The sequence below is a fragment of the Streptomyces malachitofuscus genome (assembly GCF_055571035.1).
The window spans coordinates 42,166-60,542 of the sequence record NZ_JBVIGA010000001.1 but is presented as its reverse complement, the minus strand read 5'-3'; the positions used below and the strand labels follow the sequence as shown (position 1 = coordinate 60,542).

The following is an 18,377-nucleotide window of genomic DNA, read 5'->3' as shown; positions in this document are numbered from 1 at the left end:
CGGCAGGTGTGCACACGCCCGTCCCCGAGGGCCAACGGCACCTGGTCGCACGACAATTCGAAGTGACACCCGCACAGGGAATTCGGGAGGATCGTTTCCGTCTCCACACAACGCGTTCGCAGGTAATTCGAATTGCCACCGCAGATCACCCAACGAGCCCCGGGGTCAGCCAGGAAAGGCTGACGAAGCCGGACATATCGCCGGAGTCGCCTGCCGGTCTTATGCACCGCTTAGTGCGGAACTGTCATGACATAGAGGGGCCATGAGACGACCGAACGGTGCGTCTACTTGATGTGTTGACCATCACCCGAGCGGCATGCGCACTTTCTTCAATCCGGGGTACCCGAACCGAATAACCAGGAATGACGTCGGGCGTTTTACGAAATCCCAAGGACAACGCTAGGGTGCCTCAGATGTTCCACGCTGCCTCGTCCCCCGCAAGCGCAGCGAGCTCACCGATCGTCTCCCCGAGCCCCTGCCGGGAGGGTCAGTGACGAACTCGCAGCGACCGTACGGCAACCACAGGACGCCGCTCCCCCCGGCACAGTCGCCGGCGGACGGAGTGCCGAGCCCGCGCACCAAGAACAGGGAGAGCGACCGGCCGGCGCCGTCCGGCAAACAGCGCGACGCGTTCTTCGACAACGCCAAGTTCCTGGCGATCGTGCTGGTGGCCGTGGGTCACGCCTGGGGTCAGATCCTGGACGACGGAGCGGTGGAGACCGCGTACCGCGTCCTGTACACGTTCCACATGCCGGCGTTCATCCTGATCTCCGGCTACTTCTCGCGCAGTTTCGATCTGCGCCCCAAGCACGTGAAGCGGCTGATCACCGGTGTGATCGTCCCCTATGTCGTCTTCGAGACGGCGTACTCACTGTTCCAGCGCTACGGGAACGACGATCCGGACCACGGCATCACGCTGCTGGACCCCACCTACCACCTGTGGTTCCTGTGCGCGCTGGTCGTCTGGCGGGTGACCACCCCGGTGTGGCGGACGATCCGTCATCCGCTGGCTGTCTCGCTGGCCCTCGCCGCCCTCGGCTCCGTGTCGCCCCAGATCGGCGACGACCTGGAACTCCAGCGGGTGCTGCAGTTCCTGCCGTTCTTCGTGCTGGGCCTGCTCCTTCGGCCCGAGCACTTCCAGCGGGTGCACCGCCGCTCGGTGCGCCTGATGTCCCTGCCCGTGCTGGCCGCGGCGACGGCCGTCGCCTGGTGGTCGATGCCGCACATGAAACTCGGCTGGCTCTACCACAGCAGTGCCGCGGAGGAGCTGGGCGCGCCGTGGTGGGCGGGTCCGGTCATGGTGTTCGGGACGCTCGGCTGCTCACTGCTGCTGACCGCCTGCTTCTTCGCCTGGGTGCCGCGCCGGCACATGTGGTTCACGGCGCTCGGCGCGGGCACGATCTACGGCTATCTGCTGCACGCCTTCCTGGTGAAGGCGGGCAACTACGCGGGCTGGTTCGACGACCCGGTGTTCGGGGAACCGCTCGGCGTGATCGGGCTGACCGTCCTCGCGGCCGCCGCCGTCACGGTGCTGTGCACCAAGCCGGTGCAGCGGACCCTGCGGTGCGTGGTGGAGCCGAAGATGGCGTGGGCCTTCCGGCAGGACCCGGGTGAGACGGCCCGCGACCGTGAGCGGCGCACCGGCACCGAGGTGCGCACGCCGGGCGAGAAGGTCCCGGTCTAGCGCCCGGACCGGCTCATTCGCCCAGACCGAGAAGTGCGCGCATGTGTGCGTACTTCTCGGTCAGCCGTTTCCGCGTGGGTTCGTCGAGGACCGCGAGGCGGGCCGGGTCGGCGTTGTGCGCCAGGTCCGCCTCCTTCACCAGCAGCGCGCCGGGGGTGGCGAGGATGCGGGCCGCGTACGCCTCGGGCGGCTCCCCGGACCGTTTGGTGACCGCGAGGACGATGTCCTTGGTGCGCCGGGTGAGCGCTGCCTCGTGGAGCCACTGTTCCGTCAGCCTGTCGTCCTCGACGGCGTCGTGCAGCCAGGCCGCCGCGATCTGTTCCTCGTCGCCGCCCCGCGCCCGTACGCCCTCGGCGACGGCCCGGAGGTGCTCGGCGTAGGGGCGGCCCGCCTTGTCGGTCTGGCCGTCGTGTGCGGCGCGGGCGACGGCCTCCACCCGGTCCGGGGTCAGCGGGATGCGCGGTGTCTGGGTCACGCCCCCAGTGTGCCGGGTCAGCGGGCCGCGGCGGCCGTGGGGCCTTCCCGGCATATGAGCAGCAGCGCCCGGTCGTCGTTGACGTCCTTGGCGACCGACTCGATGAGGTGCCAGGCGGCGCCGTGGAAGCCGCCGGCGACGTAGCGGTCGGCCTCGCCGGTGAGACGGTCGATGCCCTCGACCATGTCCCGGTCGGAGGTCTCGACCAGACCGTCCGTGAAGAGCATCAGGACGTCCCCGGGGCGCAGCGAGCCCTTCACCGGGTCGAACTGGGCGCCGTCGTACACGCCCAGCAGGGGGCCGTCGGCGGCCTTCTCCTCCCAGCGGCCGCTGCCCGCGCTGAGCTGGAGGCCCGGCGGGTGCCCGGCGGAGTAGAGCTCGTAGTCGCCGGAGTCCAGGTCGAGCACCAGGTGGATGGAGGTGGCGAAGCCCTCGTCCCAGTCCTGGCGCAGCAGATAGCCGTTGGCGGCCGGGAGGAAGGCATGCGGGGGCAGGCTGCCGAGCAGACCGCCGAAGGCGCCGGACAGCAGCAGGGCGCGCGAACCGGCGTCCATGCCCTTGCCGGAGACGTCCGTCAGCACGACCTCCAGGGTGCGCCCGGAGTTGGTGCGGGCCGCGACCACGAAGTCGCCCGAGAACGACTGTCCGCCGGCGGGGCGCAGGGCCATCTCGCGGTGCCAGCCGTCGGGCAGTTTCGGCAGCTTGCTCTGCACCCGGATGCGTTCGCGCAGGTCGAACAGCATGGTGCCGCCGCGCCGCCAGGGCACGCCCACCCTGCTGCGGAACTGGGCGACGAGCAGTCCGAAGAAGCCGCAGGCCGCGACGACGAGGACCACGCCGGGGGTGACCCGTGCCGCGCCCTCGGTGTAGGGGCCGAGCCGTACCGCCTCCACGATGAGTGCGGTGGCCGCGGCCGCGTACAGGCCGAGCAGACTCGCCGGGCGCAGCAGCAGTCCGCCCGCGACGATCGGGATGACGAGTGCGGACGGCGCGCACCACACGGAGTTGGCGAGTGTCCCGGCCGCGATGAGCGGAACGGTGAGCAGCAGTCCGGCGAGCGCGATCCAGTCCGAGCCGTCGCCGCGGAAGTAGTCGACGGCGGCCCGGCGCACGCCGACGCGGGCCCGGTGCCACTGCTTCTTCAACCGGGCCGTGAACGTGTCGGCTTCCGCGCGCCGCTCTCGTCCTGCTGCCATTAGTTCGGGACCCTATCCATCGGACCGGCCGCTTGGCACGGGAGGTCCTGGTTGTCCCCCCTGACGGGGACCGGACTCACAGTGAACTTCACGGGACGCATGCGTGGGGCCGCACGGGAGAAATTCCCTCGCTCGTCCCGCATTGCCCTGGTAGGCATGGCTCATGGCGATCGAGCAGACGGGCCCCGCGCCCGAACTCCGGGCACTGAAGCCGGACGAATGGGACAACATCTACGCGAATCTCATCCGTGCCTTCGGCGGGCCCCAGGAGGCGCCCGAGGAGCGGGAACTGTGGAACTCGCTCACCGAGTTCGACCGCTTCCTGGGCGCCTGGGACGGCGACGAGTGCGTGGGGTCGGCGGGCGCCTTCTCCTTCCGGCTGACCGTGCCGGGCGGTGCGTCCGTGCCCGCCGCCGGCGTCACCATGGTCGGCGTGGCCGCCACCCACCGCCGGCGCGGGCTGCTGACGTCGATGATGCGGCGGCAGCTGGACGACGTGCGCTCCTGGGGCGAGCCGCTGGCGGTGCTCACGGCGTCCGAGCCGGCGATCTACGGCCGGTTCGGCTACGGAGCGGCGACCTTCCAGACGGACGCGACGATCGACACCCGGCGCGCCGGCCTGTCGGTGCCGGCCGGTACCGATGACGTACGGCTGCGCTATGCGGAGCCCGCCGAGGTGCTGGACGCCTGTGAGGCGGTCTACGCCCGGCTGGTGCCGGGCCGCCCGGGGATGCTGGCGCGCCGGCCCGGCTGGGAGCGGCTGGGGGTGCTCGACCCGGAGAGCGACCGGGGCGGGGCGTCGCCGCTGCAGTGCGTGGTCGCCGAGCGGGACGGGGAGACGGTCGGGTACGCGCGGTTCCGTGTGAAGCCGTCCTGGGGACCGGCCGGGGCCGACGGCGAGGTGGCCCTCAGCGCCCTGGAGGCACTGGATCCGGCGGCGAAAGCCGCGCTGTGGCGGTTCCTGTTCGAGATCGACCTGACGTCGACGCTGGTGGCACGCGGGCGGCCGGTCGACGACGGCTGGCAGTACCTGGTGTCGGACATACGCCGCTGCCGGCCGACCCTGCGGGACGCGCTCTACGTACGTCTGGTGGACCTCGGCGCGGCGCTGACGGCGCGGACGTATCAGGCGCCCGTGGACGTCGTGTTGGAGGTGGCGGACTCCTTCTGCCCCTGGAACGCGGGCCGTTGGCGGCTGACCGGGGACACGAAGGGCGCGTCCTGCGAGCGTACGGAGGATCCGGCCGACCTCGCCCTGTCCGTGAGGGAGTTGGGGGCGGCGTATCTGGGCGGCGTGAGCCTTTCGGCGCTGGCCGCGGCGGGCCGGGTGCGTGAACTGCGGCCGGACGCACTGGCGGAGGCGTCCCTGGCGTTCGGCAGCGCCGGTGCGGCGCCCTGGCTGCCGCACGGCTTCTGAGGGATCTCAGGGGCGCTGGCAGGCGGGGCACCAGAAGAGGTTGCGGGCGGCGAGGTCGGCGGTGCGGATCTCGCCGCCACAGATGTGGCAGGGCAGGTGGGCCCTGCGGTAGACGTACACCTCGCCGCCGTGGTCGTCGACGCGCGGCGGGCGGCCCATCGCCTCGGGGGTGTGCTCGGGGCGGACGGTGTCGATGCGGTTGTTGCGGACGCCCTCGCGCATGAGCGCGACCAGGTCGGCCCAGATCGCCTCCCACTGGCCCGCGGTGATGTCCCGGCCGGCCCGGTAGGGGTCGATGCCGTGCCGGAAGAGGACCTCGGCGCGGTAGACGTTCCCCACGCCGGCGACGACCTTCTGGTCCATGAGGAGCGCGGCGATCGTCGTACGGCTGCGGCTGATCCTGCGGTAGGCGTGGGCCGGGTCGGCGTCCGGGCGGAGGGGGTCGGGGCCGAGGCGGTCGTGTATCGCCCGCTTCTCGCCGTCCGTGATCAGGGCGCAGGTGGTGGGGCCGCGCAGATCGACGTACGAGGCGTCGTCGGCGAGGCGGAGGCGGACGGTGTCGGTGGGCGGCGGCGCCGGGGCCGGGCCGAAGGTGACCTTGCCGAAGAGCCCGAGGTGGATGTGGACCCAGTCGGTGTGCCCGGCCCCGGGGCCGCCGAAGCCGAGGAAGAGATGCTTGCCGTGGGCGTCGGTGGTGTGCAGCGGGGTGCGGTCGAGGAGGGCGGCCGCGTCGGTGAACTTGCCCTGGGGGCTGGTGACGCGGAGGGGGTCGCCGGTCGCGAAGGCCCCGGCGTAGTCCGCGGCCAGCCGGTGGATCGTGTGACCCTCGGGCACGGGTCCCCCCCTCGTTCGCTCTTCTGCCTCGTCCCGCGTTCCGCCTACTGCTGGGGGTGGTGGGCCGGGATCGGAGGGAGATCGCCGGTGGTCTCGTAGGCGGAGAGCATGTCGATCCGGCGGATGTGACGCTCGTCTCCCGAGAACGGGGTGCTCAGGAAGGTCTCGACGAACTTCGTCGCCTCGTCCTGGCTGTGCATGCGGGCGCCCACCGCGACCACGTTGGCGTCGTTGTGCTGACGCCCCAGCGCCGCCGTCTCCTCGCTCCAGGCCAGGGCCGCCCGTACGCCCTTGACCTTGTTGGCGGCGATCTGCTCGCCGTTGCCGGAGCCGCCGATCACGATGCCGAGGGAGCCCGGGTCCGCGGCGGTCCGCTCGGCGGCGCGGAGGCAGAAGGGCGGGTAGTCGTCCTGGGCGTCGTAGATGTGCGGGCCGCAGTCGACGGGCTCATGACCCGCCGCCTCGAGCCACTCGACGAGGTGGTTCTTGAGTTCGTAGCCCGCATGGTCGGAGCCGAGATACACGCGCATGCGACGAGTGTGACACGGCCGCTGCGGGGAGGCGGCGCGGGGTGGCGGCGCCCGGCGGAGACGCGCGGCGGATCGCGTAAGGAGAGTGAGCGATTCCGGGAAGATCATCGAGGCGGAGGCGCCGGAGAAGCTGGTCGTGCGGATGTGGCTGTACCCGTATCCGACGTGGGCCGGCGCGGCGCTGATCGTGTTCGTGCTGGGCTGCATGCTGACCGACAGGGAGCACAACGGCCGGACGACGGTGCCGCTGTCGCTGCTGGTCGCCGTCGTCGTGGTCGCCATCGCGTTCGTGCGGCAGCGGAGTTCCGCCGTGGTCAAAGCACGGTGAAGCTCTTCTTCACCTCCTCGTACGTCCTCAGCGCCGCCGCCCCGTTCTCCGGCCGGTACCAGGTGTTGATCTGGTACGACTTCCCGTCGACGTTGAAGCCCAGCAGCCGGGCGTGCCAGGGGACGCCCTTGAGGGTGAACGTGTACTCCCAGACCACCGCCGGGTGACCGCGGAACGTCGTCTCCTCCAGACGGATCTTCACGTAGTCCTGGCCCTGGTGGGCGTTGCGTTCGGACGTCTGCCAGGTCTCCAGCAGATCGCCGCGGGCGAGGGAGGACTTGGCGGCGAGTTCCTGGCCGCCGTCCGGTGCGGTGTAGTGGATCTCCGCCCCCGTCTGCACGTCGCGCCGCCAGCCCTCGGGCGGTACCCAGGCGAACCCGCCCGCCTCGCGGCGTGCGCCGGGTGGGAGGGTGGCGGGGCGGGAGGTGCCCTCGACGGTGGGTGAGCCGCCGCCGGTGACGGCCGACGCGCTCGCCGGGGTGTCGGCCCGGTCGCCGTGTCCTCCCTCCCCGGACCTCGTCACCAGGACGACGGCCAGGGCGGCCGCGGCGGTCCCGACGACGGCGGCCACCACGACCCGCCGCCGTCCGCCACGGCGCCGGTCCGACGCGGCCGGGGCGGTCCCGCCCGCGGGCCGGGGAACCGAGGACGGCCGCTGCTCGGTGACCGCCCGGGCCAGTTCGACGGCGGGCCCTCCGCCCGCGGCCCCCGGGCCCGCGGCTCCGCCCGCCGCCCCGGGAACCGGAGACACGCCGCCGAGCCCGGAGCGATCCGGACCCACACCAAACTCCGGACCATGCGGCCCCCCACCGGGCCGAAGGCCCCCTCCCCCAACTCCGGAACCTCCGCCCGCACCCTCGGGACCCGCAGACACACCCCCGAGCCCGGAGCGCTCCGGACCGACACCAAGCTCCGGACCATGCGCTCCCCCACCGGGCCGGAGGCCCCGTCCCCCCACTCCGCCCTCCACTCCGGGACCCGCAGACACGCCCCCGGGTCCGTCTCCGGGGCCGGGGCCCCGGGCCGCGGGTCCGGAACTTGAGCCTTCGTCGGTCGCCTCGGAAGCGTTCGCCGCGGCCCCGGCTCCGGGACCGTGCGGTGTGTGGTCCGGGCGGGAGGTCCGGTTCTCGGAGGCCGGAGCTGGGGGTTCGACTGCGGGGCCAGGGAGCCCGGGGTCGGCGCCGGGAGCGGAGTCGGGCGGGATGACGTCGGGTCCGGGGTTCTCGTTCACGGCCTCGGGAGCCGGAGGTCCGCCTGCGGGCCCGGGGGCCGGCTCACCCGCCCCGGGGGTGCCTGCGGCGGGGGGCGGGGGCGCCGGGAGGGACGGGAGCGTGGGGGGCGGGGGCGGGTGGGCGATGGGGGTCAGGGTGGAGCGCAGGGTCTCGAGACCGGGGCGGGCGTCGGGGTTCTTGTCGAGGAGGGCGGTGAGGATCTCGCGCAGCGGGCCCGCCGCCGTCGGGATCTCGGGGGGCTCGTAGAGGACGGCGTGCAGGGTGGCCAGGGTGGTGGCGCGGGCGAAGGGGGAGTGACCGGCCAGGGCCGCGCACAGCGTGGCGCCCAGGGACCACAGGTCGGACGGCGGCCCCTGCGGCCGGCCGGAGACGCGTTCCGGGGCCATGTAATCGGGGGATCCGACCAGCATCCCCACCATGGTGAGTGCCTTGGCATCCTGGATCGCGGCGATACCGAAGTCCGTGAGGACCATACGGCGCCGCTGCCCCTCCTCGACCAGCACGTTCCCGGGCTTGATGTCCCGGTGCAGCACCCCCCGCGCGTGGACCTGCGTCAGTGCCTCCAGCAGCCCGAGGCCGATGTCCGCCGCACCGCGGGGCCCCAACGGCCCGTCCTCCGCGATGATCCGCTCCAGCGAGCGGCCGTGCACCAACTCCATGACGATCCACAGGCGTTCGCCCTCGTCGACCACGTCGTAGACCCGGACGACGTTGGGATGGTCGATCCGGGCGGTCGCCCTCGCCTCGCGCAGGCTGCGTTCGCGGCGCGTGCCCGAGTCCTCCGCGTCCAGGCCGGCCATCCGCATTTCCTTGACGGCGACCTGCCGGTCGAGTATTTCGTCGGCGGCCCGCCACACCCGCCCCATTCCTCCCTGACCAATACTCTGGACCAGCCGATATCGCCCCGCCACGAGTATCCCTGGAACACCGCCGTTGTTCGCATTTCCCGGCAATGGGCTGCACCCCCTCCGCGATGCGCCGCGTGGAACTCAATGGTCACACTTCAGGCCGTCCCAGCATAGTGCGGACAAATCTTGTGGTACCTCTTCGAGTACTGCGAATTCAGGCGCAGGCAAGGGGGGCGAACATGAGTTCTCGTCGCACGCACCGCACGACGATCACCACGGGATCACTGGTCATAGCATCCTTCTCGGCGGTCCTGATCCTTTCGGGAACGGCCGGAGCGGACGATCAGGGGCCAGGGAGCAGCAAAGGGGGAAAGGCCGTCGACCAGGCGCCGACGGGTGTCGAACTGACGACACTCCTGCCCGAGAAGATCTCGGTCGACAACAGTTCGAAAAGGACGGAGATCACCGCCACGGTGAAAAACGGAGGAACCAAGGAAAGCGGAAGGATCAGCCTGCTCGTCGTCGGATTCGACGGTCTCACCGTCAAGGACGTCAAGGGCTGCTCCCCCCTCGCCGAGAACAATCTGCCGGAGGGTGCGAACAGCGGATTCTCCTGCCCCGTCGGCAATCTCACGGCGGGCGCGTCGACGTCGTACGCGGTGGACGCGACGTACGACCTGGGCAAGGCCGGGAAGATCTGTCTGCCCGTGCAGAACGCGGACGGCACCAAGACGTTCTGGCAGCAGGGGCCGGTGCCGTTCGGCACCACCAACCCCTCCCCGGACGCTCCGGCGACCCCGCTGCTCCTCGGCACCGACAACCAGCCCGTCAGCCCCGGTGCCGATGAGCTCCCGAAGACCGGGCCCGTCGAGCAGCCGGCGGTGCTGGGGGCGGCCGGTGCCTCGATGGTCGCGGCCGGCGCGGCGGCGCTGTGGTGGTCACGGCGGCGGAGCGAGGACGCGCGCGGCTGACGGCACCACGCACAGAGGCCCGCCGGCGGTCGGCCGGCGGGCCTCTGTGCGTGGACCGTGCGGCGGTCAGCGCTTGTTGACGAACTTCCAGGCCGTCGGCAGCACGCCCATCGCCAGGAGCGCCTTCAGGGCGTCACCGATGAGGAACGGGGTGAGGCCGGCCGCGATCGCGGCGGAGGCGGACATGCCGGTGGCGAGGGCCAGGTAGGGCACGCCGACGGCGTAGATGATCGCGGAGCCGAGCACCATGGTGCCCGCCATCCGCCAGGCGGAGCGGTCCGCACCGCGGCGGGCGAGCGCGCCCACGACGACGGCGGCCAGCAGCATGCCGAGGATGTAGCCGAAGGACGGCATCGACATCCCCGACCTGCCCTCCGCGAACCACGGGACGCCGGCCATGCCCACCAGCGCGTACACCGCGAGGGAGGCGAAGCCGCGGCGGGCGCCGAGGGTGGTGCCGACGAGGAGCGCCGCGAAGGTCTGGCCGGTCACCGGCACCGGGGAGCCGGGCACGGGCACCGCGATCTGGGCGGCGAGGCCGGTGAGCGCGGCACCGCCGAGCACGAGCGCGGCGTCCCGGACGCGGGAGGCCGGGACGAGGTCGGCGAGGACCTGTCCGGAGCGGGCGGACGTGACGGTGGCGGTGCTCATGAGGTCTCCGCGGGATGAGGGCGGTTGGGGACACCGTGACGCTATACCGGCGGCCCCGCGCTGATCACCGTCAGCGCTCGACAAAGGCTCGAACACGGACTTGGTGGGCTCCGGACAAACAACGGCCCTCATCGGGGGTGCGAGGTGACGCCGGTCACGGAGGTGAGGTGGCGTCGCCGACACCTGGCACCGGAAGGGCGACTGTAGGGAACCACCAAAGGCATGGCCGGGCATGCCCGGGCGCCAGGTAACCGGACTGTCACCGTCCGTATGACCGCCGTCCACATGCTGGGCGGCTTCCCCGTGCCCGCGGGGAGGGCACCCAGACTGGGCGGCGTTTTTGTCATCTCCCGCATTGGACGAACAGCGCCCATGCCCAGCACCACCGTCGAGTCGCCCCCGAAGCCGGACGGCGCCTCCCTCTCGCACGGCCTGAAGCAGCGCCATCTGTCGATGATCGCCCTCGGCGGGGTGATCGGCGCCGGGCTGTTCGTCGGCTCCGGCGCGGGGATCGCCGCCGCCGGCCCCTCCATCGTCCTCGCCTACACCCTCTCCGGCCTCCTGGTGATGCTGGTGATGCGGATGCTGGGCGAGATGTCCGCCGCGTATCCGTCCTCGGGTTCGTTCTCCGCGCACGCCGAGCGGGCCATCGGCCCCTGGGCGGGCTTCACCGCGGGCTGGTCGTTCTGGGTGCTGCTGTGCACGGCGGTCGGCCTGGAGGGCATCGGCGCCGCGAAGATCGTCACCGGCTGGCTGCCGGGCACGCCCGAGTGGGCGTGGGTGGCGCTGTTCATGGTGGTGTTCTGCGGGACGAACCTCGCGGCGGTGAAGAACTTCGGCGAGTTCGAGTTCTGGTTCGCGGCCCTGAAGGTCGGTGCGATCACCCTGTTCCTGGGGCTCGGCGTCCTGGCCGTCGCGGGCGTGCTGCCGGGCACGGACTCCCCCGGCACCTCCCACCTCACCGACTTCCTCCCGGGCGGCGGCGAGGGCCTGGTCATCGGACTGCTCGCCTCCGTCTTCGCGTACGGCGGTCTGGAGACGGTGACGATCGCCGCGGCCGAGTCGGAGAACCCGGTCAAGGGCGTGGCGAGCGCGGTCCGTACGGCGATGTGGCGGATCGCGCTGTTCTACATCGGCTCGATGGCCGTCATCGTCACCCTCGTCCCGTGGGACTCCCCGGCGGTCGTCGAGAACGGCCCCTACGTCGCCGCCCTGGACACCCTCGGCATCCCCGGCGCCGGTCAGCTGATGAACGTCGTGGTCCTGGTCGCGCTGCTGTCCGCGATGAACGCCAACATCTACGGCGCCTCGCGCATCGGCTACTCGCTGGTCCAGCGCGGCCAGGGCCCGAAGGCGCTCGGCCGGGTGTCGGGCGGGGTACCGCGGATCGCCGTGCTGGCCTCCTCGGTCTTCGGCTTCCTGTGCGTACTGCTGAGCTACTGGCGGCCGGACGACGTCTTCGCCTGGCTGCTGAACATGATCGGGGCGGTGATCCTGGTCGTCTGGATCTTCATCGCCGTCTCCCAGCTGCGGCTGCGCCGCCGGCTCGAGCGCGAGGCGCCCGGGAAGCTGGTGGTGCGGATGTGGGCGTACCCGTGGCTGACGTGGGTGGCGCTGGCCGGCATGGCGGCGGTCTTCGTCCTCATGGCACGGGAGCCGGACACCCGTGTGCAGCTGTACTCGACGGGCGGGATGACGCTGGCCCTGGCGGCGGTCGGATACGCCTGGCAGCGGGCGCGCGCCCGGAGCTGACGCCCCCGCCCGACGGCCCCCGCGTGGACACGCGGGGGCCGTTTCGCGTGCTCGGGCTCACGGACGACCCTTCCCGCTGCTAGCGTGTAGTTGCAACCTTGTTGCAATAAGGGCGTCTGCCTCGTGATCGTCTTCTCACCGTTCACCCGGCAGGCGGAAAAGGGGAAGCCCTCGCGAGGACGTGACTCGCGAGGGCTTCCGGCGTACGGCGGTCCGGGGCATCGTTGCGCAATGGCGACACCGAGGACGATGACCGCATACTGCTGGACCTGCGACGGGGACCAGCAGCACCGCCAACTGGACAAGAAGGAGCAGGACTGGCTCAGGGAACGGCTGGGACGGTCCGGGGTCGGCGAGTTCTGGCTCTGTGTGAACGTGCTCGACCCCGACACCGGGAAGCAGTGCCGCAATCTGCGCACGGGCTTCAACAAGAAGCCGTTCGCCGAGCCGGTCAAGGTACCCGTGCCGGACTGACCGTCACAGGTTGCTGAAGTCGGGCCCCTTCGTCCGCGTGCGCTTGATCTCGTAGAAGCCGGGGACGGAGGCCACCGCGAGGGTGCCGTCCCACAGGCGGACGGCCTCCTCGCCCTTGGGGGCGGGAGTGACGACCGGGCCGAAGAAGGCGATCTCCTCGCCGTCGGGGCCGGGGACGGCGATGACCGGGGTGCCGACCTCCTGGCCCACCTTCTCGATGCCCTCCTTGTGGGAGGCGCGCAGCTCCGGCTCATAGGGGGTGGAGTCCCAGTGCTCCATGAGGGAGTCGGGCAGACCCACGTCCTTCAGGGCGGCGGCGACCGTCTCCTTCTCCGTGCCCTCGCCCCGGTTGTGGATACGGGTGCCGAGCGCGGTGTAGAGGTCGCCGAGCACCTCGGGGCCGTGCTCCTGCTGGGCCGCGATGACCACCCGCACCGGACCCCAGGCCTTGACCTCGAGCATCTCGCGGTACTCGGCGGGAAGCTCGTCGAGCTTGTCCTCGTTGAGCACCGCGAGACTCATCAGGTGCCAGCGGACCTTGATGTCGCGCGCCTTCTCCACCTCCAGCACCCAGCGGGACGTCATCCAGGCCCAGGGGCACAACGGGTCGAACCAGAAGTCGACGGGCGTCGCGGGGGACTTGTCCGACATGTCACTCCTCGTGAAGACGGTATCTCCGAGGGAGAACGCCGCAGCTCGTCCCGGCCATTCCCGGCTGCCCCGCGTCAGGGGCACATGGCAGGATCGGTGCTGTTCATCCATGTCGACGACGCATGAGGAGTCCGCCCGTGCCCGGTGAGAATCTTGCCCGAGACGAGGCCCGGGAGCGGGCAGCCCTGCTGTCCGTCGACGGGTACGAGGTGTCCCTCGACCTGCGGTCCGCGGTCGGCGAAAGCGGCGGGGAGGGTCCGCGCACGTTCCGCTCCGTGACCACCGTGCGGTTCCGCTGCGCCGAGCCGGGCGCGAGCAGCTTCGCCGACCTGATCGCGCCGAGCGTCACGGCCGTCTCCCTCAACGGGCGGGACCTCGATCCGGGGGAGGTCTTCGACGGCACGCGGATCCTTCTGGAGGACCTCGCCGCCGAGAACGAACTCGTCGTCGACGCGCAGTGCGCCTACTCCCGCACCGGCGAGGGCATGCACCGTTTCGTCGACCCCGAGGACGGCGAGGTGTACCTCTACACCCAGTACGAGCCGGCCGACTCCCGGCGCGTCTTCGCCAACTTCGAGCAGCCCGACCTCAAGGCCCCGTACCGGTTCGAGGTGCGGGCGCCCGAGGGCTGGACCGTGTGGAGCAACGGCGCCGGTGAGCTCACCGACGGTGTGTGGCGGTTCGCCGAGACCAAGCCGATCTCGACGTACATCACCTGTGTGGTCGCGGGCCCGTACCACTATGTGACGGACACCTACGAGCGGGAGTTCGAGGACGGCACGCGTCTGCGGATCCCGCTCGGCGCGATGTGCCGCAAGGGTCTCGCGCCGCACTTCGACGCCGACGACGTGTTCCTCGTGACCAAGCAGGGCCTGGACTTCTTCCACGACCACTTCGACTACCCGTACCCGTTCGGGAAGTACGACCAGGCGTTCGTGCCCGAGTACAACCTGGGCGCGATGGAGAACCCGGGGATGGTCACCTTCCGCGAGGAGTTCATTTTCCGGGGCAAGGTCACGCGGGCGTCGTACGAGGGCCGGGCGAACGTCGTCCTGCACGAGATGGCGCACATGTGGTTCGGCGACCTGGTCACCATGGAGTGGTGGGACGACCTGTGGCTCAAGGAGTCCTTCGCCGACTTCATGGGCGCGTTCTCGCTGGTCGGCGCGACCCGCTTCACCGACGGCTGGATCACCTTCGCCAACCGCCGCAAGGCGTGGGCCTACCGGGCGGACCAGCTGCCCTCCACGCACCCGATCACCGCGGACATCCGCGACCTCCAGGACGCCAAGCTCAACTTCGACGGCATTACGTACGCCAAGGGCGCCTCGGTGCTCAAGCAGCTGGTGGCGTACGTCGGTCAGGACGCGTTCCTGGAGGGCGCCCGGCGCTACTTCAAGCGGCACGCGTACGGCAACACACGCCTCGGTGACCTGCTGTCGGTCCTGGAGGAGACCAGCGGGCGGGACATGGGCGCGTGGGCCCGGTCCTGGCTGCAGACGGCGGGCGTCAACTCGCTGACCCCGCAGGTGCTGCTGGCCGCCGACGGCCGGATCGACGAGCTCGCGGTCGTGCAGGAGGCGGCCGAGTCGCATCCCGAACTGCGCCCGCACCGGGTGGCGGTGGGCCTCTACCGGCGCACGGGGTCCGGCACCCTCGAGCGGTACGCGCAGGCCGAGACGGACGTCGAGGGCCCGCGCACGGTCGTGGCGGAGCTGGCGGGCGCGGAAGCGCCGGAGCTGGTGCTGGTCAACGACGACGACCTGACGTACTGCAAGACCCGCTTCGACGAGACGTCGCTGGTGACGCTGCGGGAGCAGCTGGGCGCGCTGACCGACCCGCTCGCCCGCGCCCTGTGCTGGTCGGCGCTGTGGAACATGACGCGGGACGCGCTGCTTCCCGCCCGGGAGTTCATCGACCTGGTGCTGAGGTTCGCCGACCGGGAGTCCGACATCGGCGTGCTGCAGATGCTGCACGCGTGGGCCGAGTCGGCGGCGGTGCACTACACCGCGCCCGAGCTGCGGGAGCAGGCCGGCCGACGGCTCGCCGAGGGCGCGGTCTCCCAGCTGTACGCCGCGGAGGCCGGGAGCGAACACCAGCTGGCCTGGGCGCGGTTCTTCGCCCACACGGCCGACGCGCCGGCCGACTTCGAGCTGCTGACCTCGCTGCTGGACGGCACCTCGACGGTCGAGGGACTGGAGGTGGACCAGGAGCTGCGCTGGGCGTTCCTGGAGCCGCTGGCCGCACACGGGGTGGCGGACGAGAAGCGGCTGGACGAGGAGCTGGCCCGGGACGACACCGCGTCCGGCAAGCGGCACCACGTGCGCTGTCTGGCCGCCCGTCCGTCGGCGGCGGTCAAGGCCCAGTGCTGGGCGCAGGTGGTGGAGTCCGACACGCTGTCCAACGCGCTGGTGGAGGCGACGATCGCGGGCTTCGCCCAGCCGTCCCAGCGGGAGTTGACCGCCCCGTACACGGAGAAGTACTTCGCGGCGATCGAGCGGGTGTGGACGGAGCGGTCGATCCAGATCGGCATGCACGTGGTGCGGGGCCTGTTCCCCTCCTTCCAGGACTCGCAGGAGACGCTGGACGCGACGGACGCGTGGCTCACGGCCCACGAGGACGCCGCCCCGGCACTGCGCCGCCTGGTCCTTGAGACCAGGGACGACCTGGCCCGTGCGCTGCGCGGCCAGGAGTGCGACCGGGCCGCCGCCGGCGGCTGAGGTGCGTACGCCGGAGCCGCGCGCCTCTGCGGACGCGTAGCTTTGGCCCATGATGGGGCGTTCCGTCATCGTTACGGAATCCAGTCAACAACAGCCGTGACCCCTGGCCCGGACACGAACGGACCAGGGGTTTTCGGTATCCGAACAGGCGTCCTTTAGCCCACGCTTGTCCTCATTTGTCGACGAGCCTGTAACAGGGGTTCAGGGACCGCCCGGAGACGGGAAATTGCCGGGCATGAACCACAACACCCCGCTCTCCCCCCGCCCCCTGCACCACCTCTCCACCGGCACCGGACGGCGTGTGCTGACCCACGCACAGCTCCGCGCCCACGGCGTCTCGGCCGCGGAGGCCGGTGAGCAGTGCCGCCCCGGGGGGCCCTGGCAGCAGCTCCTGCCGGGCGTCGTGCTGCTCCACCCCGGCCCGCCGACCAGTGAGGAGCGCCTGCACGCGGTGCTGCTGTACGCGGCGCGGGAGCGGACCGCGAGCGTCCCCGTCCAGCCCGGCGCGGATGCGTCGCCCGCGTCCCCCTACGGCGAGGTGATGATCAGCGGGCTGGCCGCGCTGACCCTGCACGGCTTCTCCTCCGCTCCCCCGCTGCCGTCCCTGGCTGCCTTCGACGTCCTGGTCCCACGGTTGCGCCGGCTGCGCTCGACGGGCTGCGCCCGCGTCGTCCGCACGGCCGCCCTGCCCGTCCCGGAGCAGGTCACGGGCCTGCCGGTGGCGCCGGTCCCGCGCGCCCTGGCCGACGCGGTGGCGGGTCTGGAGGACGCGGGCACCGTGCGACGGCTGCTGACGGAGGCGGTGCGGGGCGGCCACTGCGAGCCGGCGGCGGTGGTGCGGGAGCTGACCGGCGCGAAGCTGCTGAACCGGCCGCACGTGGTGGACGCGGTGGACTCGCTGCTGGCCGAGGGCCGGACGCTCGCGGAGGCACGGCTGTACCGCATGGTCCGCGATCACGGCCTGCCGGACCCGTGCTGGAACGTCGACCTGCGCCTCCCGGGCGGCCCTCATCTGGGCGGTGTGGACGCGTACTGGCCCGACCAGGCGGTGGCGGTCGAGCTGGACACCCGTGCGCCCCGCCCGGGCCGGCGCCCCGAGGACGACGCCGAGTGGGCGGACTGCACCCGCAAGCGCGAGCACCTGGAACGCCTGGGCATCACGGTCGTGCACCTCACCCCGCGCAAGCTCCGGGACGCGATGGAGCAGCAGGCGGCGGTGGTCCGCACGGCCCTGATGGCCTCGGCCGACCGCGACCCGGCGGCGTACGTCGTGGCCCTGCCGCGCTAGGGGGTGCCGTGCGGACCTTGCCGGGGATCGCGGCCCCCGGCACGCACTTCCCCGCTGTCCGGAGGGCAGGGGCGGCCCCGCGGCGGCGTAGGGTCCACCTGCGGCTTTCCTCCCCCGCGAGCCGTCGCTCTCCCCCGAACCGGTCCGCCGCGCTCGTGGCTATCCCTCGACGGGCTCCACCCGACCCGCGGCCGGACGTTCGCGCCACAACCGCAGGGCGATGTCGACCAGGCCGACCCGGACCAGGCCCGGGACGGCGTCGAGGGGCTGCCAGGCGGCGAGTTCCGTGGAACCGCCGACTTCGTTGCACAGCTCGCCCCCGATGACGCGGCCCTCGTAGACCAGCCGTACGCCGTGCTGGTCGACGGCGCGGCCGAGGCGGCCGGGAAAGGTGTGACGGGTGGAGTCCACGCCGAGCAGTCCGGTGACCTCGATCAGGTAGCCGGTCTCCTCCTCGACCTCCCGGCGCACGGTGTCATAGGGGTCCTCGCCGTGCTCCATGCCCCCGCCCGGCAGCACCCACTCGGGGACGCCGCCGGGGCCCGGGGACCGGGCGAGCAGGAACTGTCCGTCGCGCACCACCACGGCGTAGGCCGCCACCCTCAACTTCTGTCGCATCAAGGGACGTTATCCCGGAGGCGGGAGGTCCGGCAGGACTCTCCGCAGGGCTCGGGCAACCGGTCACGTACCCTTGAGAGGTTAGCTCGGAAGGGAGCCCCCATGTCCGACCCGGAGCGCACCGACCCGCGGCCGCTCACCGGCGAGCCGCTCGCACTCGACCTGCTCAACACGCGGTGGGTCCGGGGTGCCGGCACGCAGGACCTGCTCGCGGGCACCGACGGGCTCGCGGTGTGGCTCGACGCCAACGGACTGGGCGGCCGGTTCCCCGCCGACGCGGCGACCCTGCGGCACACCCTTCGGGCGCGGGACGCCCTGCTGGCGGCGGTGGAGGAGGACGCGTCCGGCCAGGGAGCCGAGGCCGTGGACGCCGTGCTCGCGCACGGACGGATCCGGGCCACGCTCACCGCGGACGGGCCGGGCGAGCGGCCCGAGTTCGACGACGCCTCCTGGGGCCCGGCCTGGCTCGCCGCCCGCGACTACCTCCGGCTGCTGAACACCGCGCCCGACCGGATCCGCGCCTGCGCCCACGAGGCGTGCACGCTGCACTTCTTCGACACCTCGCGCAACGGCACCCGCCGCTGGTGCTCCATGGCGTCGTGCGGCAACCGGGCGAAAGCATCCCGGCACTACGCGCGCACCAAGGACGCCTGACCCTACGTGCGCATGGGCGACTTGTCGGCTTCGGGCTCCATCTCCCCATAAGCA

At 71.9% G+C, this 18,377-nt stretch carries 16 protein-coding genes and 1 pseudogene; 9 read left to right on the top strand and 8 right to left on the bottom strand.

The window, feature by feature from the left end:
• The first annotated feature begins 490 nt into the window (after positions 1-490).
• On the top strand, positions 491-1,684 hold the full coding sequence (locus tag ACZ44S_RS00260; protein ID WP_466922520.1) for an acyltransferase family protein: 1,194 nt from the start codon (positions 491-493) through the stop codon (positions 1,682-1,684).
• Between the two features lie 13 nt (positions 1,685-1,697).
• Here the strand turns inward: ACZ44S_RS00260 and ACZ44S_RS00255 are convergent, their stop codons facing one another.
• Both ACZ44S_RS00255 and ACZ44S_RS00250 read right to left on the bottom strand, forming a co-directional pair.
• Positions 1,698-2,159, bottom strand: a complete 462-nt coding sequence (locus ACZ44S_RS00255; RefSeq protein ID WP_466922516.1) for an HD domain-containing protein — start codon at positions 2,157-2,159, stop codon at positions 1,698-1,700.
• A 17-nt stretch (positions 2,160-2,176) separates the two neighbouring features.
• Complete coding sequence (locus ACZ44S_RS00250; protein WP_190164425.1) at positions 2,177-3,355, bottom strand: PP2C family protein-serine/threonine phosphatase; 1,179 nt, start codon at positions 3,353-3,355, stop codon at positions 2,177-2,179.
• A 163-nt stretch (positions 3,356-3,518) separates the two neighbouring features.
• On the opposite strand from ACZ44S_RS00250, the gene ACZ44S_RS00245 reads away from it, so the two are divergent.
• The gene (locus ACZ44S_RS00245; protein WP_466922512.1) at positions 3,519-4,772 is read left to right on the top strand and encodes a GNAT family N-acetyltransferase; all 1,254 of its coding nucleotides are present in this window, start codon (positions 3,519-3,521) and stop codon (positions 4,770-4,772) included.
• A 6-nt stretch (positions 4,773-4,778) separates the two neighbouring features.
• Here the strand turns inward: ACZ44S_RS00245 and ACZ44S_RS00240 are convergent, their stop codons facing one another.
• Both ACZ44S_RS00240 and ACZ44S_RS00235 read right to left on the bottom strand, forming a co-directional pair.
• Entirely contained in the window at positions 4,779-5,606 is an 828-nt protein-coding gene (locus tag ACZ44S_RS00240; protein WP_466922509.1) for an Fpg/Nei family DNA glycosylase, read from the bottom strand.
• Positions 5,607-5,650: 44 nt separating this feature from the next.
• Positions 5,651-6,136 (bottom strand): ribose-5-phosphate isomerase, encoded by a 486-nt coding sequence (locus tag ACZ44S_RS00235; protein ID WP_190164422.1) that lies wholly within the window; start codon positions 6,134-6,136, stop codon positions 5,651-5,653.
• A 100-nt stretch (positions 6,137-6,236) separates the two neighbouring features.
• Here ACZ44S_RS00235 and ACZ44S_RS00230 point away from each other — a divergent pair.
• Positions 6,237-6,464: pseudogene (locus ACZ44S_RS00230) on the top strand (amino acid transporter); the annotation flags it as partial.
• Here the strand turns inward: ACZ44S_RS00230 and ACZ44S_RS00225 are convergent.
• Positions 6,451-8,562, bottom strand: a complete 2,112-nt coding sequence (locus ACZ44S_RS00225) for a protein kinase domain-containing protein (protein WP_466922506.1) — start codon at positions 8,560-8,562, stop codon at positions 6,451-6,453. The pseudogene ACZ44S_RS00230 and the gene ACZ44S_RS00225 overlap by 14 nt on opposite strands.
• A gap of 221 nt (positions 8,563-8,783) precedes the next feature.
• Between ACZ44S_RS00225 and ACZ44S_RS00220 the strand changes: the two genes are divergently transcribed.
• Positions 8,784-9,515, top strand: coding sequence for an LPXTG cell wall anchor domain-containing protein (locus ACZ44S_RS00220; protein ID WP_466922503.1), 732 nt, complete (start codon positions 8,784-8,786; stop codon positions 9,513-9,515).
• 66 nt (positions 9,516-9,581) lie between these two features.
• Here ACZ44S_RS00220 and ACZ44S_RS00215 read toward each other — a convergent pair whose 3' ends face one another.
• Complete coding sequence (locus ACZ44S_RS00215; RefSeq protein WP_466922500.1) at positions 9,582-10,166, bottom strand: biotin transporter BioY; 585 nt, start codon at positions 10,164-10,166, stop codon at positions 9,582-9,584.
• A gap of 372 nt (positions 10,167-10,538) precedes the next feature.
• Here ACZ44S_RS00215 and ACZ44S_RS00210 point away from each other — a divergent pair, with 372 nt between their 5' ends.
• Together ACZ44S_RS00210 and ACZ44S_RS00205 are read left to right on the top strand one after the other, a co-directional pair.
• Positions 10,539-11,918, top strand: a complete 1,380-nt coding sequence (locus ACZ44S_RS00210) for an amino acid permease (protein ID WP_466922497.1) — start codon at positions 10,539-10,541, stop codon at positions 11,916-11,918.
• 231 nt (positions 11,919-12,149) lie between these two features.
• Entirely contained in the window at positions 12,150-12,392 is a 243-nt protein-coding gene (locus ACZ44S_RS00205) for a hypothetical protein (protein WP_466922494.1), read from the top strand.
• Between the two features lie 3 nt (positions 12,393-12,395).
• On the opposite strand, the gene ACZ44S_RS00200 is transcribed toward ACZ44S_RS00205, so the two are convergent.
• The gene (locus ACZ44S_RS00200; RefSeq protein WP_466922491.1) at positions 12,396-13,043 is read right to left on the bottom strand and encodes a mycothiol-dependent nitroreductase Rv2466c family protein; all 648 of its coding nucleotides are present in this window, start codon (positions 13,041-13,043) and stop codon (positions 12,396-12,398) included.
• Between the two features lie 137 nt (positions 13,044-13,180).
• Between ACZ44S_RS00200 and pepN the strand changes: the two genes are divergently transcribed.
• A complete protein-coding gene (gene pepN / locus ACZ44S_RS00195; protein WP_466922488.1) occupies positions 13,181-15,763 on the top strand; it encodes an aminopeptidase N in 2,583 nt (860 codons plus the stop codon).
• A gap of 235 nt (positions 15,764-15,998) precedes the next feature.
• Positions 15,999-17,051 (top strand): hypothetical protein, encoded by a 1,053-nt coding sequence (locus ACZ44S_RS00190; RefSeq protein ID WP_466922485.1) that lies wholly within the window; start codon positions 15,999-16,001, stop codon positions 17,049-17,051.
• Positions 17,052-17,210: 159 nt separating this feature from the next.
• Here the strand turns inward: ACZ44S_RS00190 and ACZ44S_RS00185 are convergent, their stop codons facing one another.
• Entirely contained in the window at positions 17,211-17,669 is a 459-nt protein-coding gene (locus ACZ44S_RS00185; RefSeq protein ID WP_466922482.1) for an NUDIX hydrolase, read from the bottom strand.
• A gap of 102 nt (positions 17,670-17,771) precedes the next feature.
• Here ACZ44S_RS00185 and ACZ44S_RS00180 point away from each other — a divergent pair, with 102 nt between their 5' ends.
• Positions 17,772-18,323: a CGNR zinc finger domain-containing protein gene (locus tag ACZ44S_RS00180; RefSeq protein WP_466922479.1), complete on the top strand. Its 552-nt coding sequence runs from the start codon at positions 17,772-17,774 to the stop codon at positions 18,321-18,323.
• Positions 18,324-18,377: the final 54 nt, after the last annotated feature.

Coding starts and splice junctions, on each gene's coding strand:
- ACZ44S_RS00180 (WP_466922479.1), top strand. CDS start 17,772: ATGTCCGACCCGGAGCGCACCGACCCGCGGCCGCTCACCGGCGAGCCG.
- ACZ44S_RS00245 (WP_466922512.1), top strand. CDS start 3,519: ATGGCGATCGAGCAGACGGGCCCCGCGCCCGAACTCCGGGCACTGAAG.
- ACZ44S_RS00210 (WP_466922497.1), top strand. CDS start 10,539: ATGCCCAGCACCACCGTCGAGTCGCCCCCGAAGCCGGACGGCGCCTCC.
- ACZ44S_RS00200 (WP_466922491.1), bottom strand. CDS start 13,043: ATGTCGGACAAGTCCCCCGCGACGCCCGTCGACTTCTGGTTCGACCCG.
- ACZ44S_RS00235 (WP_190164422.1), bottom strand. CDS start 6,136: ATGCGCGTGTATCTCGGCTCCGACCATGCGGGCTACGAACTCAAGAAC.
- ACZ44S_RS00190 (WP_466922485.1), top strand. CDS start 15,999: ATGAACCACAACACCCCGCTCTCCCCCCGCCCCCTGCACCACCTCTCC.
- ACZ44S_RS00185 (WP_466922482.1), bottom strand. CDS start 17,669: ATGCGACAGAAGTTGAGGGTGGCGGCCTACGCCGTGGTGGTGCGCGAC.
- ACZ44S_RS00205 (WP_466922494.1), top strand. CDS start 12,150: ATGGCGACACCGAGGACGATGACCGCATACTGCTGGACCTGCGACGGG.
- ACZ44S_RS00220 (WP_466922503.1), top strand. CDS start 8,784: ATGAGTTCTCGTCGCACGCACCGCACGACGATCACCACGGGATCACTG.
- ACZ44S_RS00250 (WP_190164425.1), bottom strand. CDS start 3,355: ATGGCAGCAGGACGAGAGCGGCGCGCGGAAGCCGACACGTTCACGGCC.
- ACZ44S_RS00225 (WP_466922506.1), bottom strand. CDS start 8,562: ATGGGGCGGGTGTGGCGGGCCGCCGACGAAATACTCGACCGGCAGGTC.
- ACZ44S_RS00215 (WP_466922500.1), bottom strand. CDS start 10,166: ATGAGCACCGCCACCGTCACGTCCGCCCGCTCCGGACAGGTCCTCGCC.